Below are 15,848 nucleotides of genomic sequence, written 5' to 3' on the forward strand. Positions count from 1 at the left end.
AACTGTATTTTTGGTCCAGCTTTCTGCAAGCGAGCGGCAGCTATGTGCGGAGTGCCCGCACTCGTGTTCCATCTGCGACGTAGAGCATGTCTCCGGCGATTGCAAGTTCGACAGACCCCTGCAGCGTATCTGGGTCTTCACGCCACAGTTCTTCGCCAGAGGTGGCGTCGAAGGCGATGAGTGGTGCCTCGCGATTGGCGAAGGGACCAGTGTAGAGCGTGTCGTTCGCGACCACTGGTGGTTGCAGACTGGCTTCCGGTGTGTACTCCCAGAGCAATTCTCCTTCGGAGGAGAGTGCGACGAGTTTGCCATCGTCGCCGATATTGTCGCTGCTCACGGTTGACGTCGAGACGAAGACGATCCCGTCAACGACAGCAGGGGAACGCGGGACCGTCTCGAACGTCTGTTCGGCCCGCAGACTGCCGTCTTCGACGTCGTGAATGGACAGTCGACCTCGCGTAGCGTCAGACACGAGTGTGCTGAAGCCAGCTCGAAAGAGGAGGCCATTATCGGTAGCCATGAACCCGTACAGGCGCTGTGGAGCCATCTGCGACTCCCATCGCTTCTCGAATCGGTTGTCAACAACCTCGTACCCAAAGAGTTTGGAGTCGCCCGCGAAGATGCGATGGCCGTCGGTAACGGGGAAGTAGTGGCTCATATCGTCATCGTCGAGGGCTGTTTCGACCAGGATTTCACCCGAATCAGCGTGCACACAGGCGAACCGATTTCGCGCAAGTACGTAGACCCATCCCTCATGCTCGATGAGCCGAGCGTGATGGAATTTCTTGATGGAGATTGACCACTGTTCAGCGCCGTCTCCATCGAGTGCGATGACAGTGTCCCGAGACACGTCGTACACCCGCCCTTCCATATAGCTAACGTATCCCCAGCCATCTCGTTGCTTTCGCCAGCGTTCCTGACCTGTTTCCTTGTCGATGGCAACGAGTTCGGCCCGTGTTCGGGCGAACACGGCATCCTGACTGACGACGAGTGAATTGATTTGCTCAGAAGCATCAACAAATGACCACGCCGCCTCCGGTTGCTCGCGGGGCGGGGTGGCAGACGGGTTGTGTCGCGTTCCGGCGTAACTGTGACATCCTCCCCGTCGTGAACGACGGGGCTTCCCGTACCGCAGGTGGGATATTTGCCGGTCTACGACACGACCTGTTCTCGCGGGGCGAAAGCCCCACTTTCTGAATCGAACAAGTGTACCGAGGGCTGTGCCACACAGCCGTTACTCCTATCCTCACCGTGAGGACTCGGAGTTATCTTCTGACGCATGTTCTCTGCCCCATTGCAATCTGCGTTCCCGACTAACCCGCACGACGAGCAGACGTACAACCCACGGTGCTTGCGGTTCCCTTTCGTATCGTCACCGCACGCCGAACACGTCTTCGAGGTGTTCCACTTATTCTCTTTCAGTACCCCAACACCGCGAATCTCGCCTTTGTAGTTGAGGTACTGGTAGATGCGGTCGAACGCCCACGTATGCAACTTCTTGTTGCCAGTCTTGCCCCAGTCGGATTCTCGCACGTCTTCGGGCCAACTCACCGCGAGCGTTCCAACACTACGCTCGACACACTCGGTGATGATGGTGTCCGTCAGCGTGTGGTAGAAGTGCGTTTCACGCTCTGCAAGTTTCCGACGCGCCCACATCGACTTCTCGGACGGGCCGTTCTCGCCCTCGGTGTCGTACTCGGCTCGCGTGAAGTAGTGCTTGTCTTGCTTGAGCGAGTTGCCGGGGTAGAGAACGTATTCGTCGGGGAACGCGACTGTGGCGATGTTCTTGATGCCAAGGTCGATTCCAGCAACACCGTCGCCTGCTGAGTCGTTCGTTTCGAGTTCGACCTTACAAACGAAGTGTAGTTCCCATTCGTCGCCGTTCCAGACGGCGCGAACGTTCTGCACCGAGTTGACTTCCGAGAGGTCAACATCAGGGCGGGTCTGGTACTCGCAGAGGAGGAAGTCTGAGAAGTGTGCTTTGAGGTTCGACCCTTTGCTGAGCCGGACGCGGTTGTTCTTGGGGTCGTGTTTGAACCCGTCTTCTTTGAACGTGACCGTACTCTTTGGTCGTTTGTCGCCGTGTTTGCGGTAGCCGGGTGGATTCGCTTTCGGGTCTTTGTGTCGCAGGTCGAACCATGACTGGAAAGCGTCGGAAAGTTCTTCGATGACTTTCTGACTGGATTGTGCGTTCAAGTCTTTCCAGCACTCTTGGTTCTTCATGTACGACTTCAGAACGCCCTCGTCTGGGATTTCGCCGGTTGCGTCCCATACGCGGTCGGCTGTCCATCGTGCGACGTTCCAGAGTTTCGAGGCGGAATCTCCGAGCGAATCGAGGCCAATACAGACCTGTCGGTGGTTCTGGATGGAACCAACGTACGTCCGAGTGACCTTAATCGCCATACATAGCCTATGTAAGCGAGATTACTTAATGATTCGGATTGGCGTGGAATATCCGGTCTGCCATCGACGGTGGATGCGTAGGAAGTGTTGGATTCACTCCCGTCCTCAAGAACGCGAAGCGTTCTGATGTGCGAACGAGACGCGTTGCGTCTCGTCAACGCCCTGAAGGGCGGGATTCTCTCCTCGATTAAAGATAGCCAATTCGCGGCCACTCCCCAGGGTTCGGTTTCCAGTCGACTGGAATTCGTCGCTCGGGTGTCGAGAGTTGTTGTTCACGGAATGTCTGCTGGAGAGACGAACATCCAGCGAGCGCGGTGGTCAGTGCGCCGGCGGAGAGCGGAGGACGTCACGACGGCGAATCGAGGAGAGCGGGGATGAATCGGGGGACAATAATGGACAATTTCTGACATCACACGATAAGTTTTCAGGTTCGGCTTCGGACACAGACCCCCCCGCTATTCGCAGAACGCAGACAGTCACGCCGTCAGGGAGTTGAAGAGACGCAAGCGTTTAGACGGCGGCCTCTAAACGTAGGCCATATGCCCACCTGTCCACTCGCGGATGACTGCCCCAAGTTCAGCGAACACATCCAGGGGATGGGATGCCAGCACTACGGGGACAAAGGCGGCGCTGAGTGGTGTAACCACTACAACCAGCCGATCCGCGACCTGAAGTCACAGCCGGTCAAGCCCGGCGAGGAGGTCGTCGTCGACGTCACCGACATCCACGAGAGTGGGGCTGGCGTGGGCCGGACCGAGGACGGATTCATCATTTTCGTAGACGGCGTCCTCCCCGACGCACGCGCACGAGTCAAGATAACGAAAGTTCGCTCGAATCACGCTCGCGCAGACCCAATCGAGCGCCTTCCGATGGAGCCAGAAGCGGAAAACGAGGCAGAAACGGAGGGAGACGAGGAAGACGGCGAAGACGGCTACAGCAAACCAAAGCGCCCAGAGCGCCTCGGTAGCCGCGACAATTTCTGGGGCAGCTAACGCCGACCGTGAGCGACGACCCGATGCCAGATGTGGACGCGCTGCTCGACCGCATCGGCTTCGACCCCGAAGCGAGTATTCTCACCCGAAGACAGGCCGAGGTACTCGCACTGCGCGAGAAGGGCATCGCGCAGGCGGACATCGCGGACCTGCTTGGCACGTCGCGAGCGAACGTTTCGAGCGTCGAGTCGAGCGCCCGGACGAACATCGAGAAGGCCCGCGAGACGGTGGCGTTCGCGGAGACGCTTCGCGCCCCGGTACAGATACTCGTCGAGGAGGGGGCAGACCTCTACGACGTACCGGCGAAGGTGTACGGCGCGTGTGACGAAGCAGGCGTCAAGGTCAGTCACACCGCGCCCGAACTCATGAAAGTCGTCGGCGACGAGGCGGGTGGCGCGGTGAGCGGACGACAGGTCGTCCAGCCGCTACTCATTGGCGTGACCCACGACGGGGCGGTGCGAGTGCGCCGTGCCGAGCGCACCGAGCACTGAGCGGGGAAACGACGTTAGCGCTGGCCCGCGTTGGGCCAGTCATGGACTTTGGAATTGCTGGAGATAGCGCGTTAGTGACGGCGAGCACCAGCGGGCTCGGACTGGCGAGTGCCGTTGCGCTCGCCGAGGAAGGCTGCGACGTGGCCATCTGCGGGCGGGACGCAGACCGACTGGCGAAAGCGGAGGAACGAGTCGGCGGTGCGGGGCGCGGAACCGTTCTCGCGGTGGAGGCAGACATCACTGACCCAGACCACGTCGCGGCGTTCGTCGCCCAGACCGTGGACGAATTCGGTGGCCTCGACCACGTCGTGACGTCTGCGGGTGGTCCACCCTCCGGCCCGTTTCTCGACACCCAGGAGCGCGACTGGTACGCCGCCTACGACCTGCTCGTGATGAGCGCCGTCTGGACGGCCAAGGAAGCCCACCCGCACCTCGCGAAAAGCGGCGCGGGCACGTTCGTCGCCATCACCTCGACGAGCGTCCGCGAGGCCATCGAGGGACTCGTCCTCTCGAATGCGGTTCGCAGCGCGGTCATCGGCCTCGTCAAAACGCTGTCTCGCGAGTTCGCCCCCGACGTGCGGGTGAACGCGGTGTTGCCGGGTGCGCACGAAACCAGTCGGATTCAGGACCTCATCCAGCAGTCGCTCGACCGCGGCGAGATTGCGAGCTACGAGGAGGGCCTCGCCGAGTGGTCGGCAAACATTCCGCTCGGGCGCATCGGCGACCCGCGCGAACTCGGCGATGTGGTCGCCTTCCTCTCCAGCGAACGGTCAAGCTTTGTCAACGGCGTCGCGCTTCCCGTCGATGGAGGACGGCTCCGAAGCTAATTCAGAACCGGCCGTCGGCCTTGAGCCGGGAGACGATTTCGCGCACTCGCTGAGCCTTCTCCATGGGCACGACGAGCACGCGGTCGTCGTAGGCGACCACCACGAGGTCTGAGACCCCGACGACGCTGACGTGAGCGTCGTCCGTGACCACGAGCGAGTTCGTCGTCTCGACGAGTTCAGCGTCGCCGAGGACGGCGTTGCCAGCCTCATCAGCGTCGAGGATTCGGGCGAGGGCGTCCCACGCGCCGAGGTCGTCCCACTCGAACGTCGCGGGTACGACGCTCGCCCGCCCGGTGCGTTCGAGGACGGCGTAGTCGATGCTCACCGGTTCGACGGCATCGAAATCGTCTGGGTTTTCGACGAGGGGTGCGAGGGGCGTCTCTCCTGCCTCCCGAAGGAGCGCGTCGGGCGTCCACGCGAACATCCCGGCGTTCCAGAGGAATCCCCGTTCGACGTACTCGGAGGCTGTTTCGGCGTCCGGTTTTTCGTGGAAAGAAGCCACGTCGGCGTAGTCGCCGTGGTCAGTACCGGGTTCGATGTAGCCGTAGCCAGTCGCGGGGCGGGTCGGGCGGATACCGACGGTGACGAGATTCTCCGTCTCTACGGCGACGCGGGCGGCCCGCTGTGCCGTCTCCGCGAAGTCGCCGGTGATGTGGTGGTCGCTCGGGACGCAAAAGAGGACGCAGTCACCCACCTGCTCGCGGATACGGGCGGCGGCGTAGACGAGCGCGGGGCCGGTGTCTTTGGGTTCGGGTTCGGTGAGGACGGCGGCTTCGGGAGCGTGGTCGTGGATTTCGTCTGCAAAATCTTCGCGGGTGAGGACGTAGATTTCGTCTGCGAAGCCGAGGCGGTCTACGGTCTGGGCGAGCAGCGAGCCGTCGCCGAAGTCGAGAAACTGCTTCGGGCGGTGGCTGCGGCTCGCAGGATAGAGTCGGGTGCCGGTGCCGCCGGCGAGGACGAGAGCGACGAGGGGCAGGTCCATGGGTAGATGTGGGAGCGTGGGGCGAAAAATAGTATCGGCGACGCTGCTTTCAAGCGGAACCATATCGCCCCAACGTGTACGAGTTTGCTACCGATTAGTCGTCGTGGACCGACATTGTCCACATGAGGTAATAAGCACCCTCGAATCGAATGTAATCTCGGTGAGCATCCGCACTGTCTTCGAACACCTCCACGAGTTCAGTTAAGGCGTCAGTATAGGGCGGCGGCGACTCTTCGTAAACGCCCGTTTCGGTTCCAGTCCGGAGGATTTTTCGCTGCTTTTCCGAGAGGTCCATTGCATCGAAATCCACCGCGATGAGTTCACGAGCGGCGAATTCAGCAAACTCGGTCTGGGTTTCCGCGATAGCGGTGAACTCGTACTCGTACGCTTCGAGAGGGACTTCTTTCGTCTCGACAGAGAGGCGGTAATACCTCGACCCGTGTTCGATGAATTCGAATGCAGGTTTTGGGAGGAAGCTACTGCTCTCACCACCGAAAATTGGGCATGGACGTGTTTTTTCACCCTCCCTTGCGGTTGAGAGGGCACACCGAAGCGTCTCCACGTCTGTGTCCGAAAGGGTTCCAAAATCACCGACATTCCCGTCTGGTTCTTCTACGGGTGTCGCTACGAGTAGCGGCGTTTTGACTGGTGTCCTTCCGTTCTCTGTGACAGAGATTTCGTAGTACGTCCCGTCCACTTCGATGAAATCACCAGTCCGGAACGGTCGGTGACCGGAGGTTGTGGTGCCATTCGGGACACCTTCGTTCACGAGTTCCTGCTGTAGTTCAGACCAGTCAGCGGTTGTGTAGAGAAATTCGTCACCGAGGTTCGAGTCCGTGACCGGTTCGAAGTGAAGCGAGAGACTGCTGTCGTTGTATGGGTCCAGCGCACAACCACTCGAGACAAATGGGATGGTCGCTGTGGCGAATAGCACCCACCGCCGGCTCTTCGTATTCGCCGGTGTAGACCCTCTCGCAGCGGAGTTCATGTCAAATCGTTTCTGTCTATTTATAAATGCTTTCTGTCGACTCACAGAAACGGAATTAGGCTTTCACTCCCGCGCTGGAATCCAACCGCGAGCCCGCAGCTGACCGAGCCACGGAATGTGGCTGCCCTCGAGTTCGATGACGCCGATTCGCGCCATGAGGAGATAGCTCCCCAGTGAAAGCACGTACACGAGCGGTGTAATGGTCACCTGCCAGACCAACGTCGATGGGAGGTCGAATCCGATGACCGGAATCCAGTACCTCTTGGTCGCGTGGATGAGGAAGAAGACGGGCACGTGAAGGAGGTAGATGCCGAGGGCGTGTCGACCCACCTTCGGCAGAATCGTGTTCTTTCCCCAGCCCGGATTCGAGAGCGCGTACGCGAAGAGTGCGAGGACGAGGAATATCGTGGAGATGGTATACTCAGTCGTGTACACCGTCTGCGCGAGCACGTTGTCGTGGATGAGGTAGCCAATCGCGTACTGTTCGGCGAGTTGCACGCCCAAGAGGAGCACGACCGCGCCGAGATACAGGTGACTGCGATTCTCGTCCGGGTTCCAGTCCGACGAGCGAATCGTGTAGCCGAGTGCGACGTAGAAAAAGCCAAAGAAGAGGGCATCGCGCGTGGGGAACGGAATCTCTATGAGCATCTCGAAGTTCATCGCGACGATGCCGACGACGTGAAAGAGCGCCGCGACTGGCAGTAGATAGCGGGTGTTGTCGAATTTGACGAACACGGAGACGAAGGCGATGGAGAAAAACAGCGCCGGTAGGAACCAGAGGGGGACGGTCTGGGCGTTACCGTAGTACAACAGGGAGAGCGGAGAGAGGTTGAAGAGACTGTGCGTGAGTTCACTCATCACGGATGTGCCGGCGATGACGGCGACCAGTGCGGCCGTCGCGACAGAGACGAGTTTGCCGAACACGAAGATGGAGCCGAGTTTCTGGCCGGTGCCCTTGATGGTGGCTGTGACGCTGTGGGTGTTCACCTTCGCCGCCAGGAAGTAGCCCGAGGTGACGAAAAAGAAGGGGACGTCGAACTGGCCGATGGTATCGAGGGCGAAAAAGAGGAGATTCCCGTGCGTGGCAAAGTCACGGAACGGCTGGAGGTGTGCGAGAGTGATGAAGAAAATCGCGAGGGCTCGCAGTGTGTCGATGCTGTGAAGGCGTTTTCTCATGGTGGAAAGAAGATCTAGTGAAATCTCACACACTCCGCTTCAAAAGACGCACGATTTCCGGCGGTGAATTATCAGCTATGTCGCAATAATAGTCGCGACCCAGATTCACACGAGAATCGGCAGAGTGCTACCAGATAGCATACCGCAGTGAAGAGCGATCGAGGCAGTTTACCACGTTTCGATGATACCTTCGCGAATGTCTTCGAGACAGCCCTGACAGTCTACGCTTTCGGCGTCGAAGCAGTGGGGATGTTGCTGGGCGTCGAGGCTGACAGTACGGCGCTCTGCGTACCGGCGACAGACGATGTTCATCTCGCGGCCGCCGTCGGTCTCCGGGGCGTCCGGCGTGCGCGACCGCTCCCCTCGCCCTTCGCGATACTCGTGACGTGCCCGCCCCATCTGACGGCCCGCCTTGCGAAACTGCTGGCGGATGAGACGTTCGATGCGCCGCCGGTTACTCATGCAGGGTGGTTGGGCACGGAGATACAAAGCGTCACGGGACGGGGAACATGTCCCGTGGGCTTGCTCCCGGTTTCGAGCGATGCTCTTCGTCTCATCGCCATCGCCCCCCGGAGAAGGACCAATCGTCCATTTTCGACGACCCGCCAGTAACGATGTACGCGAGCAGGAACGCGAAGATGGCGACCGCAATGATGACCAGGAACTTGAGGGCCGAGGGGGGAATGATGTCAATCACGGGGAACATGGGCAGTGAACCTGCATCTTGCTTCGATGCTAATAGGTCTTCAGGTGCCCAGAACCGCTGTTCTTCACAGGGATAACGTTTTTGCGTCTGCTCCGAAAGGTCTCAAACAGGTACCCGATGCTCGTTTCCACCTGTTTCTGACCGGATTCACGTTCGACGCCCGCGTTGGCTGAATCCCGTCTGCGCACGCACCGATTTTCAGACCGAGTCACAACCACCAGTATGTCACGAACACCGTATCTACAGACCGAACGCCTCGACCTCCGACCAGTCACCCGCGACGACGAGGCGTTCCTCAACGCACACCTGAACCACCCGAAAATCCGCCAGTACATCAGCATCTTCCGGACGCCGTACTCCGAGATGGAACAAGAGGACTCCTACGAAGAGTTCCATACCGGCGACGACGTCGTCTCGCTCGTCCTCTGGGACGGTGACGAACGCGTTGGGCACGCGGGACTCATGCCCTTTAACGACCGGAACAAACTCGGCAATCTCGGCTACTGGATTGCCCCCGACCACTGGGGGAAGGGCTACGCCACTGAGGCCGCAGAAGCCATCATCGGAATCGGCTTCGAAGAACTCGGCCTCCATCGCATCGACGCCTGGATCGAGGCCCCGAACGAGGGCTCTCGGCGGGTCGTCGAAAAGCTCGGCTTCACCCACGAGGGAACGAAACGCAGGTCCGAATTCACCGGCGGCGAGTGGGTCGACCAGGTGCTCTACGGACTGCTCGCTTCCGAGTGGGATTCGAACGCCTCACAGGGGTTGTAGAAAAATTATCGCTTAGTTTACTTCGCGGATGAAGGATAATACCTGGTCGGTGTAGCGGTCTGGAGTGACGAGATGCGCCGCGTGTCCGTATCCCTCGAAGGTGGCGAGTCGACTGTTCGGCATCGTTTCGTGGAGTCGCTCGGCCATCCCTTTGTGGCCGCTCTCACTCCCGACGAGCAGTAACGTTGGCGTGGAGAGGTCTTCGAACGGTGCGAGATTCCACCACTCGTACTCTCTGGCACCTTCCAACTCCGGCAGGAGAGTTTGCGGGAATCTGTCAACGTGTGCGTCCCATACTGATGACGAGCGAAGTACGTCAAGTTCAGCCGGCGCAAATTGAGCGAACTCGCCGACGATCATTGCGAGGGCTTGTTCGTTCTGTCCACTGTCTAACAACCCCACCATCGATGCCATCGTCTCTTTGAGGGCGTCTCCACCACCCTCGTCGGGTGGGGCGGCTGGTTCGTGCAGGATTAGGCTCCGCAAATTGTCGATTTGCGGGGCCGCCCACAACGCATAGTTGGCTCCCGAAGAATGACCAAGCAAGTGGACTGGCTCGTCGATCGACTCTACGACCGCGACCACATCGGCAAACTGTGCCGCTGGGCTAAAATCGTCAGAAGACTCGCTGTCACCGTGATTTCGTCGATCCAGTGCGTAGACCGTCGCGTGTTCCGCGAGCAGTGCGCGGACGTCGCCAAGTTCCCATATCGAACGGTCGAACATCGCCCCGTGGACCAGGACGAGCGGCGGCCCCGTTCCCGACCGCTCGTACGCAATTTTCGTCCCATCTGCGGACGTCACCGTCGCTATCTCCCTCTCTTCGTCAGGCTTTGTTGTTGAAGCCATGTGACTTCTCACCCCAGTGTGTCTATGCTAGATACCCACATAGTGTTGTCTGATGGCGAATATACACGGGCTGAACGGAATGTTGTCGATGAAATAGAGAACTCCAGGTCGGCCGGTTCAACGCAAATCGCTCGGAACGAGCGAAGTTGATTTGCGATATCTCCACTGAGTCTCGCACGGGTAGTTCACGATTTCAATATTCTGTCATATTTGAAAAAGTGAGGACGTCCCCTCCTTCCAAGCCGAGTCTTAAGCGTTAGCCCGCGAAACGGAATCGCACGAGGGAATCACTTTCAGCCCGCTCACCTAACCTTTTATACTATCGGGAACCAACCGTCGTATGTCTCCCATTGAAAACAGGCGGAGACAGTGAAACCCAATGACAGATGTGCACCAGCACGCAGTAGAGATACACGAGCAGTTTTCAGACAAACTCGAGTTGACCGTCGAAGACGTAGCAGAGCGTCTCGAGAAACTCGTAAACGAATACAAGGTCCCCGTAGACGAGGCCCGTCGCAGCGTCACGAGCCACTACCTGGACGAAGCCGGCATGGAGCGCGAAGACCTCCGTGGCGCAGGCGGCAACCAGGAGATGGAAATCGCGGACGTAGACGAGCCAGAGCAGTGGCTCGACCTGACCGCAAAGGTCGTCGACCTCTGGGAACCCGGCCACGAATCCATCGGGCAGGTCGGCCTGCTCGGTGACCCGACCGGCACGATCAAGTTCACGAAGTGGGCGAAATCGGACCTCCCCGAACTCGAAGAAGGGAAGGTCTACCGCTTCTCGAACGTCGTCACCGACGAGTACCAGGGCCGATTCTCGGTCAAGCTCAACCGGACGACCGGCATCGAGGAACTCGACGAGGACTTGGAAGTCGGCGACAACGAAGCCGAAATCGAAGGCGCACTGGTGGACATCCAGAGCGGCAGCGGACTCATCAAGCGCTGTCCGGAGGAGGACTGCACGCGCGTCCTCCAGAACGGACGGTGTTCAGAACACGGTGAGGTCGAAGGCGAGTTCGACCTCCGCATCAAGGGCGTCGTCGACGACGGCGTGAACGTCCACGAGACCATCTTCAACAAGGAAGCCACCGAGGAACTCACCGGGATTACCTTGGAGAAGGCAAAGGAGATGGCCATGGACGCACTCGACACGACCATCGTCGCAGACGAGATGCGCGAGAAAGTCCTCGGGCGCTACTACCGCATCAGTGGCCCGACGCTCGGACGCTACGTCCTGGCGAACAGTTTCGAAGAACTGACCGGCCCGGTCGATGCCGAAGCAGTCCTCATCAAAGCGAGGTCGATGTAACCATGAGTTCCGCACCCACCCGAGAAGTCGCTCGACGGGTTTTCGCCCGCGAGTTCAACGACGCAGGCTACACGTTCAAAGAATCGGACGACGAACGCGCCCCGGTCTACCTGCTGCTCCCGACGGGCGAACGCGCAAACCGCGTGTTCGTCGTCGGCACGCTCACCGAGAAAGAAGACGTCGGTGAGGACAGCGAGTACTGGCGCGGCCGCGTCGTCGACCCGACGGGGACGTTTTTCGTCTACGCTGGCCAGTACCAGCCGGAAGCCGCGAGCGTCCTCCGCGACGTCGAAGCCCCGGCGTACGTTGCAATCGCAGGCAAGCCACGCACCTACGAGACGGACGACGGCTCCATCAACGTCTCCATCCGACCGGAGTCCATCTCCGTCGTCTCCGCCGAGACGCGCGACCGCTGGGTCGTCGAAACCGCAGAGCGCACGATGGACCGCATCGAAGCGTTCGACGACGAGACCAACGAGTACGCGCGCATGGCCAAAGAGCAGTACGACCTGCCCGTAGAGCGCTACAAGCAGGAAGTGCTCACCGCACTCGAAAGCTTAGACGAGAGCGAAGCGGTCGAAGCCGACGCCGCGTAAGCGGCTCTGATAGACGCCGACGCTTTTTTCGAAGCCAATCTCACTCGTAGACGCGAAGCGATCGGGTTGTTGCCATCCAGAAAGCTACTCCTTCGTGCAGTTAGTGAACCTGTTGCAGTCTTTGCATGCTGCCCAGAATAAGTGGTGATGACCTTTGACATCCTTCACACGACTGAAGTCGTGGGCTTTCTCCTTGAATCTCTGTAATCTGAGCGGTGGCCGATAATTATATCCACTATGTATACATGTGTATACACATGAGCACGGACTACAAGAACGTCCGCCTGACGAAGGACGCCTACCACGCACTGGAGCGGCGCAAGCGCGAGGGCGAGACCTTCTCTGAAGCGGTCGCGCGGTTGGCCAGCGAGCGGCCGATTAGCGACCTTGCCGGACTGTTTACCGATACGGAAATCGAAGAGATCCGGGCGGCCCGAAGCCGAGCCTACGACGAGTATTCCCCGCAACACCGTGCGGAGCGCGAGTGACGTGATTCTGGATACGTCGTTTCTGGAAGACGTCGGACGAGAGGATGCAGCCGCTCTCGAGAAAGCCGCTACACTACAAGACCAACAGATTCCAGAACGCCTCTCCGTGATGACGCTCTATGAGCTGTACTGGGGCATTGGCTACGTCGACCGTCCACAGGCCGAACGCGATAAGGTCGATGCGATTCTCGGCACAAAGGAAGTATACCAGGTGACGCCTGCCATCGCGCGGAAAGCCGGACGAATTGCAGGTGAACTCGCTCGCCAGGGCAAGCCATTGAACGACCCGGGCGACGAACTCATTGGTGCGACAGGGCTCGTCCATGAAGAGCCAGTATTGACGAAAAACCTCGACCACTTCGAGCGGATTTCGGGCCTTGAGGTCGAAACCTACTGACACGCCTACAGCGAGTCCCTTGATTCGCGGGATGACTCAGGTCTCTGTCTTCACCATCTGCTCGAAGCGGTCGAGGCCGCGTTCGATGCGTTCTAAGTCGTTCGCGAAACTGAAGCGGAGATATCCCTCTCCGGCGTCGCCAAATGCGCTTCCCGGCGCAGCGACCACGTCGTACTCGAAGAGCAGGCGCTCTGCGACCTCGAGGCTCGACCCCGAAAGCGCGCTCACGTTGACGAACGCGTAGAACGCGCCTTCGGGTGGCGTCATCGAGACGCCGGGAAGGTCGGCAATTCGCTCGACGACCGCGTCGCGCCGCCGTTCGAAAGCCGCCTTCATCTCACGAACCGGGCCAACAGGACCGGTGAGTGCGGCAAGCGCAGCATACTGCGCGGGCGTGTTCACACACGAGGTGGTACTCTCGTGGATCTTCGTCGCGGCCGCGGTCACGGGTTCGGGACCGCTCAGCCACCCGACGCGCCACCCCGTCATCGCGTACGTCTTCGAGCAAGAGTCGATGGTCACGACCCGCTCTGGATGCTCCGTGACGGCCGCGAGACTCGGCTGAGACCGCCCATATGTGAGTTCGTGATACACCTCGTCGGCGATGACGTAGGCATCGTGGTCGACGGCCGCCTCGACGACACGCTCCATCGCCGAAACGTCGAAGACCCGACCGGTCGGGTTCGACGGCGAGGTCAGGACGACGGCACCGGTTCGGTCGGTGATGGCGTCAACGATTCGGTCTGCGTCGAACGCGAAGCCGTCGTCGGCAGGCAGTGGCACCTCGACCGGAACGGCGTTCGCTAACCGCGTCTGTGAGAGGGGGTTCGGCCACGCTGGCGTGGGCACGACGACTTCGTCACCAGGGTCGGTGACGGTCAATAGTGTGAGGTAGAGTGCCTCCACGCCGCCGGTAGTCACGACCACGCGCTCTGGGTCCGCGTCGACGTCGCGACCGCGGAGTCTATCGGCGATTGCCTGCCTGAGCGCCTCGATACCGGCGTTTGGCGTGTAGTTCGTCCGTCCCTCGCGCGCCGCTGTCACCGCCGCGTCGACCACGTGCGCCGGCGTGTGAAAATCCGGTTCGCCGACTTCGAGGTGGACCAAATCGTCAGCGTCGTGTTCGCTTGCCAGGTCGAACAGCCGACGAATCTGTTGGGGCGCAATCTGTGCGACTCGATTCGACACGGCACGGTCGGTCATGAGTCGTACTGTGTGAACCAGTCTCTTGGCTATTCGGGTACCATCAACCCGTGGCTGCGAAGCTTCCCTGTTTTCCGTTCGCCTTCGCGTTTCTGGCGGCTGGCCAGTGACCGACTTGGAACTCGGGGTTAGTACAGTCGAAGAAGCACCTCCCGATGCTAGCAGACGCAGCGTGCTGGGGATAGAGGGGATACGCAGTATCGGGCTGTGGTATGCGACTTGTTCAGATTCCGTTTGAATTGTGTGGCGTAGTTATTGCTGTAAGATCTGTCAATGAAAGAAGTTGTAACAAGAGTGATACTGACTATATAGCCCACGTCGGTCACGTATCTCTGTGAGTTACCTTATCCACGCGGACAGACTGATGGGACAGCACTCAAGACGCTCGCGTCGCATCGGGAGCCGACACTCGCTCACAATATATCGATCCTCACCCCACTGAAACGACCTCGAACGCTTCGTCGAGCGTCAGAACCAGTCCATCTCCTCCGATACCGACTGTGAGTCGGACCGAAAGCGGGTCCGCCGAAACGACATCGAGGGCCGACGGGTCGATAGTCCAAGGCAGTTCCCAGCGCGGGCAGGCCCGGATGTCGATTCCGTGGTCGTCGTAGAGCGCGACGATCGCGGGATGGTCGATAACCGAATCGCCCGGGGAAGCGGTGACCCAGGCATTACAGTGCGGACAGATGTACCAAGCTCTGACCATCCCGGCTCGTTCTGGGTCAAGGACCGGCGACTGGATGGGCACCTCGGAGATGTCCCTCGAGACGGTCCGCTCGTTCGTGCCGTTACAGACTGGGCACATCCCCGCGACCGCGAGGTCGATGTCTGCTCGTACCGAGTGTTCGGCGGCCAGTAACGCCTCCTCGGGCGTGCGTCCGACCAGCCCGTTTGGCGGGAACCACATCCGGGCGTGGAGTCGCTCGCACGCGGAACACGCGACGAAGAACATCTCGTCGGTGTACTGTGCCTCGAGCGGCGAGCCACACGCGTAACACTCCCCGGTCGTCTCGAACGCGTCGATTTCGGGGTGCTCGGTCAGGTAGCCTGTCCGCACGGTACAGATGACTCTCGCTCCCGCCTGCCGAAGGATGTACTGCCCGTCGTCCTTCTCGACGAACCCACCATCTACCAGTTTCTTGAGGTGGAAGTGGAACTGCGAGCCGTCACGCATCCCGACGGCTTTCCGGAGGTCCGTGAACGTCCACGCTCTCGTTCCCTTTGGTCCCCAGAGCGTGTCGAGGATGGCCAGACGGGTTTCGTTCCCGATGGTCTTGAACGCTACATCGGGGGAGAGTGTGCGTGGGTCAGCCGCTGATTCACCCGTTTCGGCGCTCCGCTGGTCTGCTGCATCTTCTGTGGTCATCTGGATTAGTAGACTGATGGGGACTCGCTTCGAAGGTTCTACGACATGAAAGATGATTAATATTCGTGGAGGTCTTCGAGTCGTCGTTCTCCTGATCGCGGAGTAAGACAGCTATGCATGCGCCGAGTTATCTGTCCGTCCAAATGAATCGAGGAGTGAACCGAGGTTCGCGTTTGCTGAAAAAGCGCCCTCTATTCAGAACGAACGCTGGACGCTGTTCAGATACTGGCAGACGCAGCATGCGAGATATTGAGAGTGCATTCTGCACACACTGATAGAATGCGATTCGCTCAGA

The 15,848-nt window shown here is 59.7% G+C and carries 18 protein-coding genes; 8 read left to right on the plus strand and 10 right to left on the minus strand.

Going from position 1 to position 15,848, the window contains the following annotated elements:
* Positions 1–40: 40 nt before the first annotated feature.
* Positions 41–1,231 (minus strand): PQQ-binding-like beta-propeller repeat protein, encoded by a 1,191-nt coding sequence (locus P0648_RS00540; protein WP_369685686.1) that lies wholly within the window; start codon positions 1,229–1,231, stop codon positions 41–43.
* Positions 1,153–2,403, minus strand: coding sequence for a transposase (locus P0648_RS00545; RefSeq protein WP_277504853.1), 1,251 nt, complete (start codon positions 2,401–2,403; stop codon positions 1,153–1,155). Before P0648_RS00545 ends, P0648_RS00540 begins: the two co-directional genes overlap by 79 nt.
* A 539-nt stretch (positions 2,404–2,942) precedes the next feature.
* On the opposite strand from P0648_RS00545, the gene P0648_RS00550 reads away from it, so the two are divergent.
* Genes P0648_RS00550 through P0648_RS00560 form a run of 3 tightly spaced genes read left to right on the plus strand, consistent with a single transcriptional unit; the run spans position 2,943 to position 4,713 of the window.
* Positions 2,943–3,395, plus strand: coding sequence for a TRAM domain-containing protein (locus tag P0648_RS00550; protein ID WP_277504854.1), 453 nt, complete (start codon positions 2,943–2,945; stop codon positions 3,393–3,395).
* A 23-nt stretch (positions 3,396–3,418) separates the two neighbouring features.
* On the plus strand, positions 3,419–3,886 hold the full coding sequence (locus tag P0648_RS00555) for a Tfx family DNA-binding protein (RefSeq protein ID WP_276246194.1): 468 nt from the start codon (positions 3,419–3,421) through the stop codon (positions 3,884–3,886).
* A 41-nt stretch (positions 3,887–3,927) separates the two neighbouring features.
* A complete protein-coding gene (locus P0648_RS00560) occupies positions 3,928–4,713 on the plus strand; it encodes an SDR family oxidoreductase (RefSeq protein WP_276246193.1) in 786 nt (261 codons plus the stop codon).
* A gap of 1 nt (position 4,714) precedes the next feature.
* Here the strand turns inward: P0648_RS00560 and P0648_RS00565 are convergent, their stop codons facing one another.
* The 5 genes from P0648_RS00565 to P0648_RS00585 all read right to left on the minus strand — a co-directional run bounded on the left by P0648_RS00565 (position 4,715) and on the right by P0648_RS00585 (position 8,565).
* Positions 4,715–5,695 (minus strand): mannose-1-phosphate guanylyltransferase, encoded by a 981-nt coding sequence (locus tag P0648_RS00565; protein WP_277504855.1) that lies wholly within the window; start codon positions 5,693–5,695, stop codon positions 4,715–4,717.
* A gap of 94 nt (positions 5,696–5,789) precedes the next feature.
* Positions 5,790–6,728, minus strand: coding sequence for a hypothetical protein (locus P0648_RS00570; RefSeq protein WP_277504857.1), 939 nt, complete (start codon positions 6,726–6,728; stop codon positions 5,790–5,792).
* A gap of 18 nt (positions 6,729–6,746) precedes the next feature.
* Positions 6,747–7,859, minus strand: coding sequence for an acyltransferase (locus P0648_RS00575; RefSeq protein ID WP_276246190.1), 1,113 nt, complete (start codon positions 7,857–7,859; stop codon positions 6,747–6,749).
* A gap of 168 nt (positions 7,860–8,027) precedes the next feature.
* Positions 8,028–8,321, minus strand: coding sequence for a hypothetical protein (locus P0648_RS00580; protein WP_276246189.1), 294 nt, complete (start codon positions 8,319–8,321; stop codon positions 8,028–8,030).
* A gap of 91 nt (positions 8,322–8,412) precedes the next feature.
* The gene (locus P0648_RS00585; RefSeq protein WP_276246188.1) at positions 8,413–8,565 is read right to left on the minus strand and encodes a hypothetical protein; all 153 of its coding nucleotides are present in this window, start codon (positions 8,563–8,565) and stop codon (positions 8,413–8,415) included.
* 222 nt (positions 8,566–8,787) lie between these two features.
* Between P0648_RS00585 and P0648_RS00590 the strand changes: the two genes are divergently transcribed.
* Positions 8,788–9,339, plus strand: a complete 552-nt coding sequence (locus P0648_RS00590; protein WP_276246187.1) for a GNAT family N-acetyltransferase — start codon at positions 8,788–8,790, stop codon at positions 9,337–9,339.
* A gap of 12 nt (positions 9,340–9,351) precedes the next feature.
* On the opposite strand, the gene P0648_RS00595 is transcribed toward P0648_RS00590, so the two are convergent.
* Complete coding sequence (locus P0648_RS00595) at positions 9,352–10,188, minus strand: alpha/beta fold hydrolase (RefSeq protein WP_277504867.1); 837 nt, start codon at positions 10,186–10,188, stop codon at positions 9,352–9,354.
* Positions 10,189–10,567: 379 nt separating this feature from the next.
* On the opposite strand from P0648_RS00595, the gene P0648_RS00600 reads away from it, so the two are divergent.
* From P0648_RS00600 to P0648_RS00615, 4 genes are all read left to right on the plus strand, one after another.
* Positions 10,568–11,500 carry a replication factor A gene (locus P0648_RS00600; protein WP_276246185.1) on the plus strand — a complete coding sequence of 311 codons (933 nt, stop codon included), beginning with the start codon at positions 10,568–10,570 and terminating at the stop codon, positions 11,498–11,500.
* A gap of 2 nt (positions 11,501–11,502) precedes the next feature.
* Positions 11,503–12,096 (plus strand): RPA family protein, encoded by a 594-nt coding sequence (locus P0648_RS00605; RefSeq protein ID WP_276246184.1) that lies wholly within the window; start codon positions 11,503–11,505, stop codon positions 12,094–12,096.
* Between the two features lie 257 nt (positions 12,097–12,353).
* The gene (locus P0648_RS00610; RefSeq protein ID WP_276246183.1) at positions 12,354–12,584 is read left to right on the plus strand and encodes an antitoxin VapB family protein; all 231 of its coding nucleotides are present in this window, start codon (positions 12,354–12,356) and stop codon (positions 12,582–12,584) included.
* A gap of 1 nt (position 12,585) precedes the next feature.
* Positions 12,586–12,981, plus strand: coding sequence for a PIN domain-containing protein (locus P0648_RS00615; protein ID WP_277504868.1), 396 nt, complete (start codon positions 12,586–12,588; stop codon positions 12,979–12,981).
* 36 nt (positions 12,982–13,017) lie between these two features.
* On the opposite strand, the gene P0648_RS00620 is transcribed toward P0648_RS00615, so the two are convergent.
* Together P0648_RS00620 and P0648_RS00625 are read right to left on the minus strand one after the other, a co-directional pair.
* Positions 13,018–14,184, minus strand: coding sequence for a pyridoxal phosphate-dependent aminotransferase (locus P0648_RS00620; RefSeq protein WP_276246181.1), 1,167 nt, complete (start codon positions 14,182–14,184; stop codon positions 13,018–13,020).
* A gap of 430 nt (positions 14,185–14,614) precedes the next feature.
* Positions 14,615–15,553 carry a winged helix-turn-helix domain-containing protein gene (locus tag P0648_RS00625; protein ID WP_276246180.1) on the minus strand — a complete coding sequence of 313 codons (939 nt, stop codon included), beginning with the start codon at positions 15,551–15,553 and terminating at the stop codon, positions 14,615–14,617.
* Positions 15,554–15,848: the final 295 nt, after the last annotated feature.

The organism is Haladaptatus sp. DYSN1, assembly GCF_029489995.1.
Lineage (GTDB): Archaea > Halobacteriota > Halobacteria > Halobacteriales > Halococcaceae > QDMS2.

Coding starts and splice junctions, on each gene's coding strand:
- P0648_RS00545 (WP_277504853.1), bottom strand. CDS start 2,403: ATGGCGATTAAGGTCACTCGGACGTACGTTGGTTCCATCCAGAACCAC.
- P0648_RS00550 (WP_277504854.1), top strand. CDS start 2,943: ATGCCCACCTGTCCACTCGCGGATGACTGCCCCAAGTTCAGCGAACAC.
- P0648_RS00555 (WP_276246194.1), top strand. CDS start 3,419: ATGCCAGATGTGGACGCGCTGCTCGACCGCATCGGCTTCGACCCCGAA.
- P0648_RS00560 (WP_276246193.1), top strand. CDS start 3,928: ATGGACTTTGGAATTGCTGGAGATAGCGCGTTAGTGACGGCGAGCACC.
- P0648_RS00565 (WP_277504855.1), bottom strand. CDS start 5,695: ATGGACCTGCCCCTCGTCGCTCTCGTCCTCGCCGGCGGCACCGGCACC.
- P0648_RS00575 (WP_276246190.1), bottom strand. CDS start 7,859: ATGAGAAAACGCCTTCACAGCATCGACACACTGCGAGCCCTCGCGATT.
- P0648_RS00580 (WP_276246189.1), bottom strand. CDS start 8,321: ATGAGTAACCGGCGGCGCATCGAACGTCTCATCCGCCAGCAGTTTCGC.
- P0648_RS00585 (WP_276246188.1), bottom strand. CDS start 8,565: ATGTTCCCCGTGATTGACATCATTCCCCCCTCGGCCCTCAAGTTCCTG.
- P0648_RS00590 (WP_276246187.1), top strand. CDS start 8,788: ATGTCACGAACACCGTATCTACAGACCGAACGCCTCGACCTCCGACCA.
- P0648_RS00595 (WP_277504867.1), bottom strand. CDS start 10,188: ATGGCTTCAACAACAAAGCCTGACGAAGAGAGGGAGATAGCGACGGTG.
- P0648_RS00600 (WP_276246185.1), top strand. CDS start 10,568: ATGACAGATGTGCACCAGCACGCAGTAGAGATACACGAGCAGTTTTCA.
- P0648_RS00605 (WP_276246184.1), top strand. CDS start 11,503: ATGAGTTCCGCACCCACCCGAGAAGTCGCTCGACGGGTTTTCGCCCGC.
- P0648_RS00610 (WP_276246183.1), top strand. CDS start 12,354: ATGAGCACGGACTACAAGAACGTCCGCCTGACGAAGGACGCCTACCAC.
- P0648_RS00620 (WP_276246181.1), bottom strand. CDS start 14,184: ATGACCGACCGTGCCGTGTCGAATCGAGTCGCACAGATTGCGCCCCAA.
- P0648_RS00625 (WP_276246180.1), bottom strand. CDS start 15,553: ATGACCACAGAAGATGCAGCAGACCAGCGGAGCGCCGAAACGGGTGAA.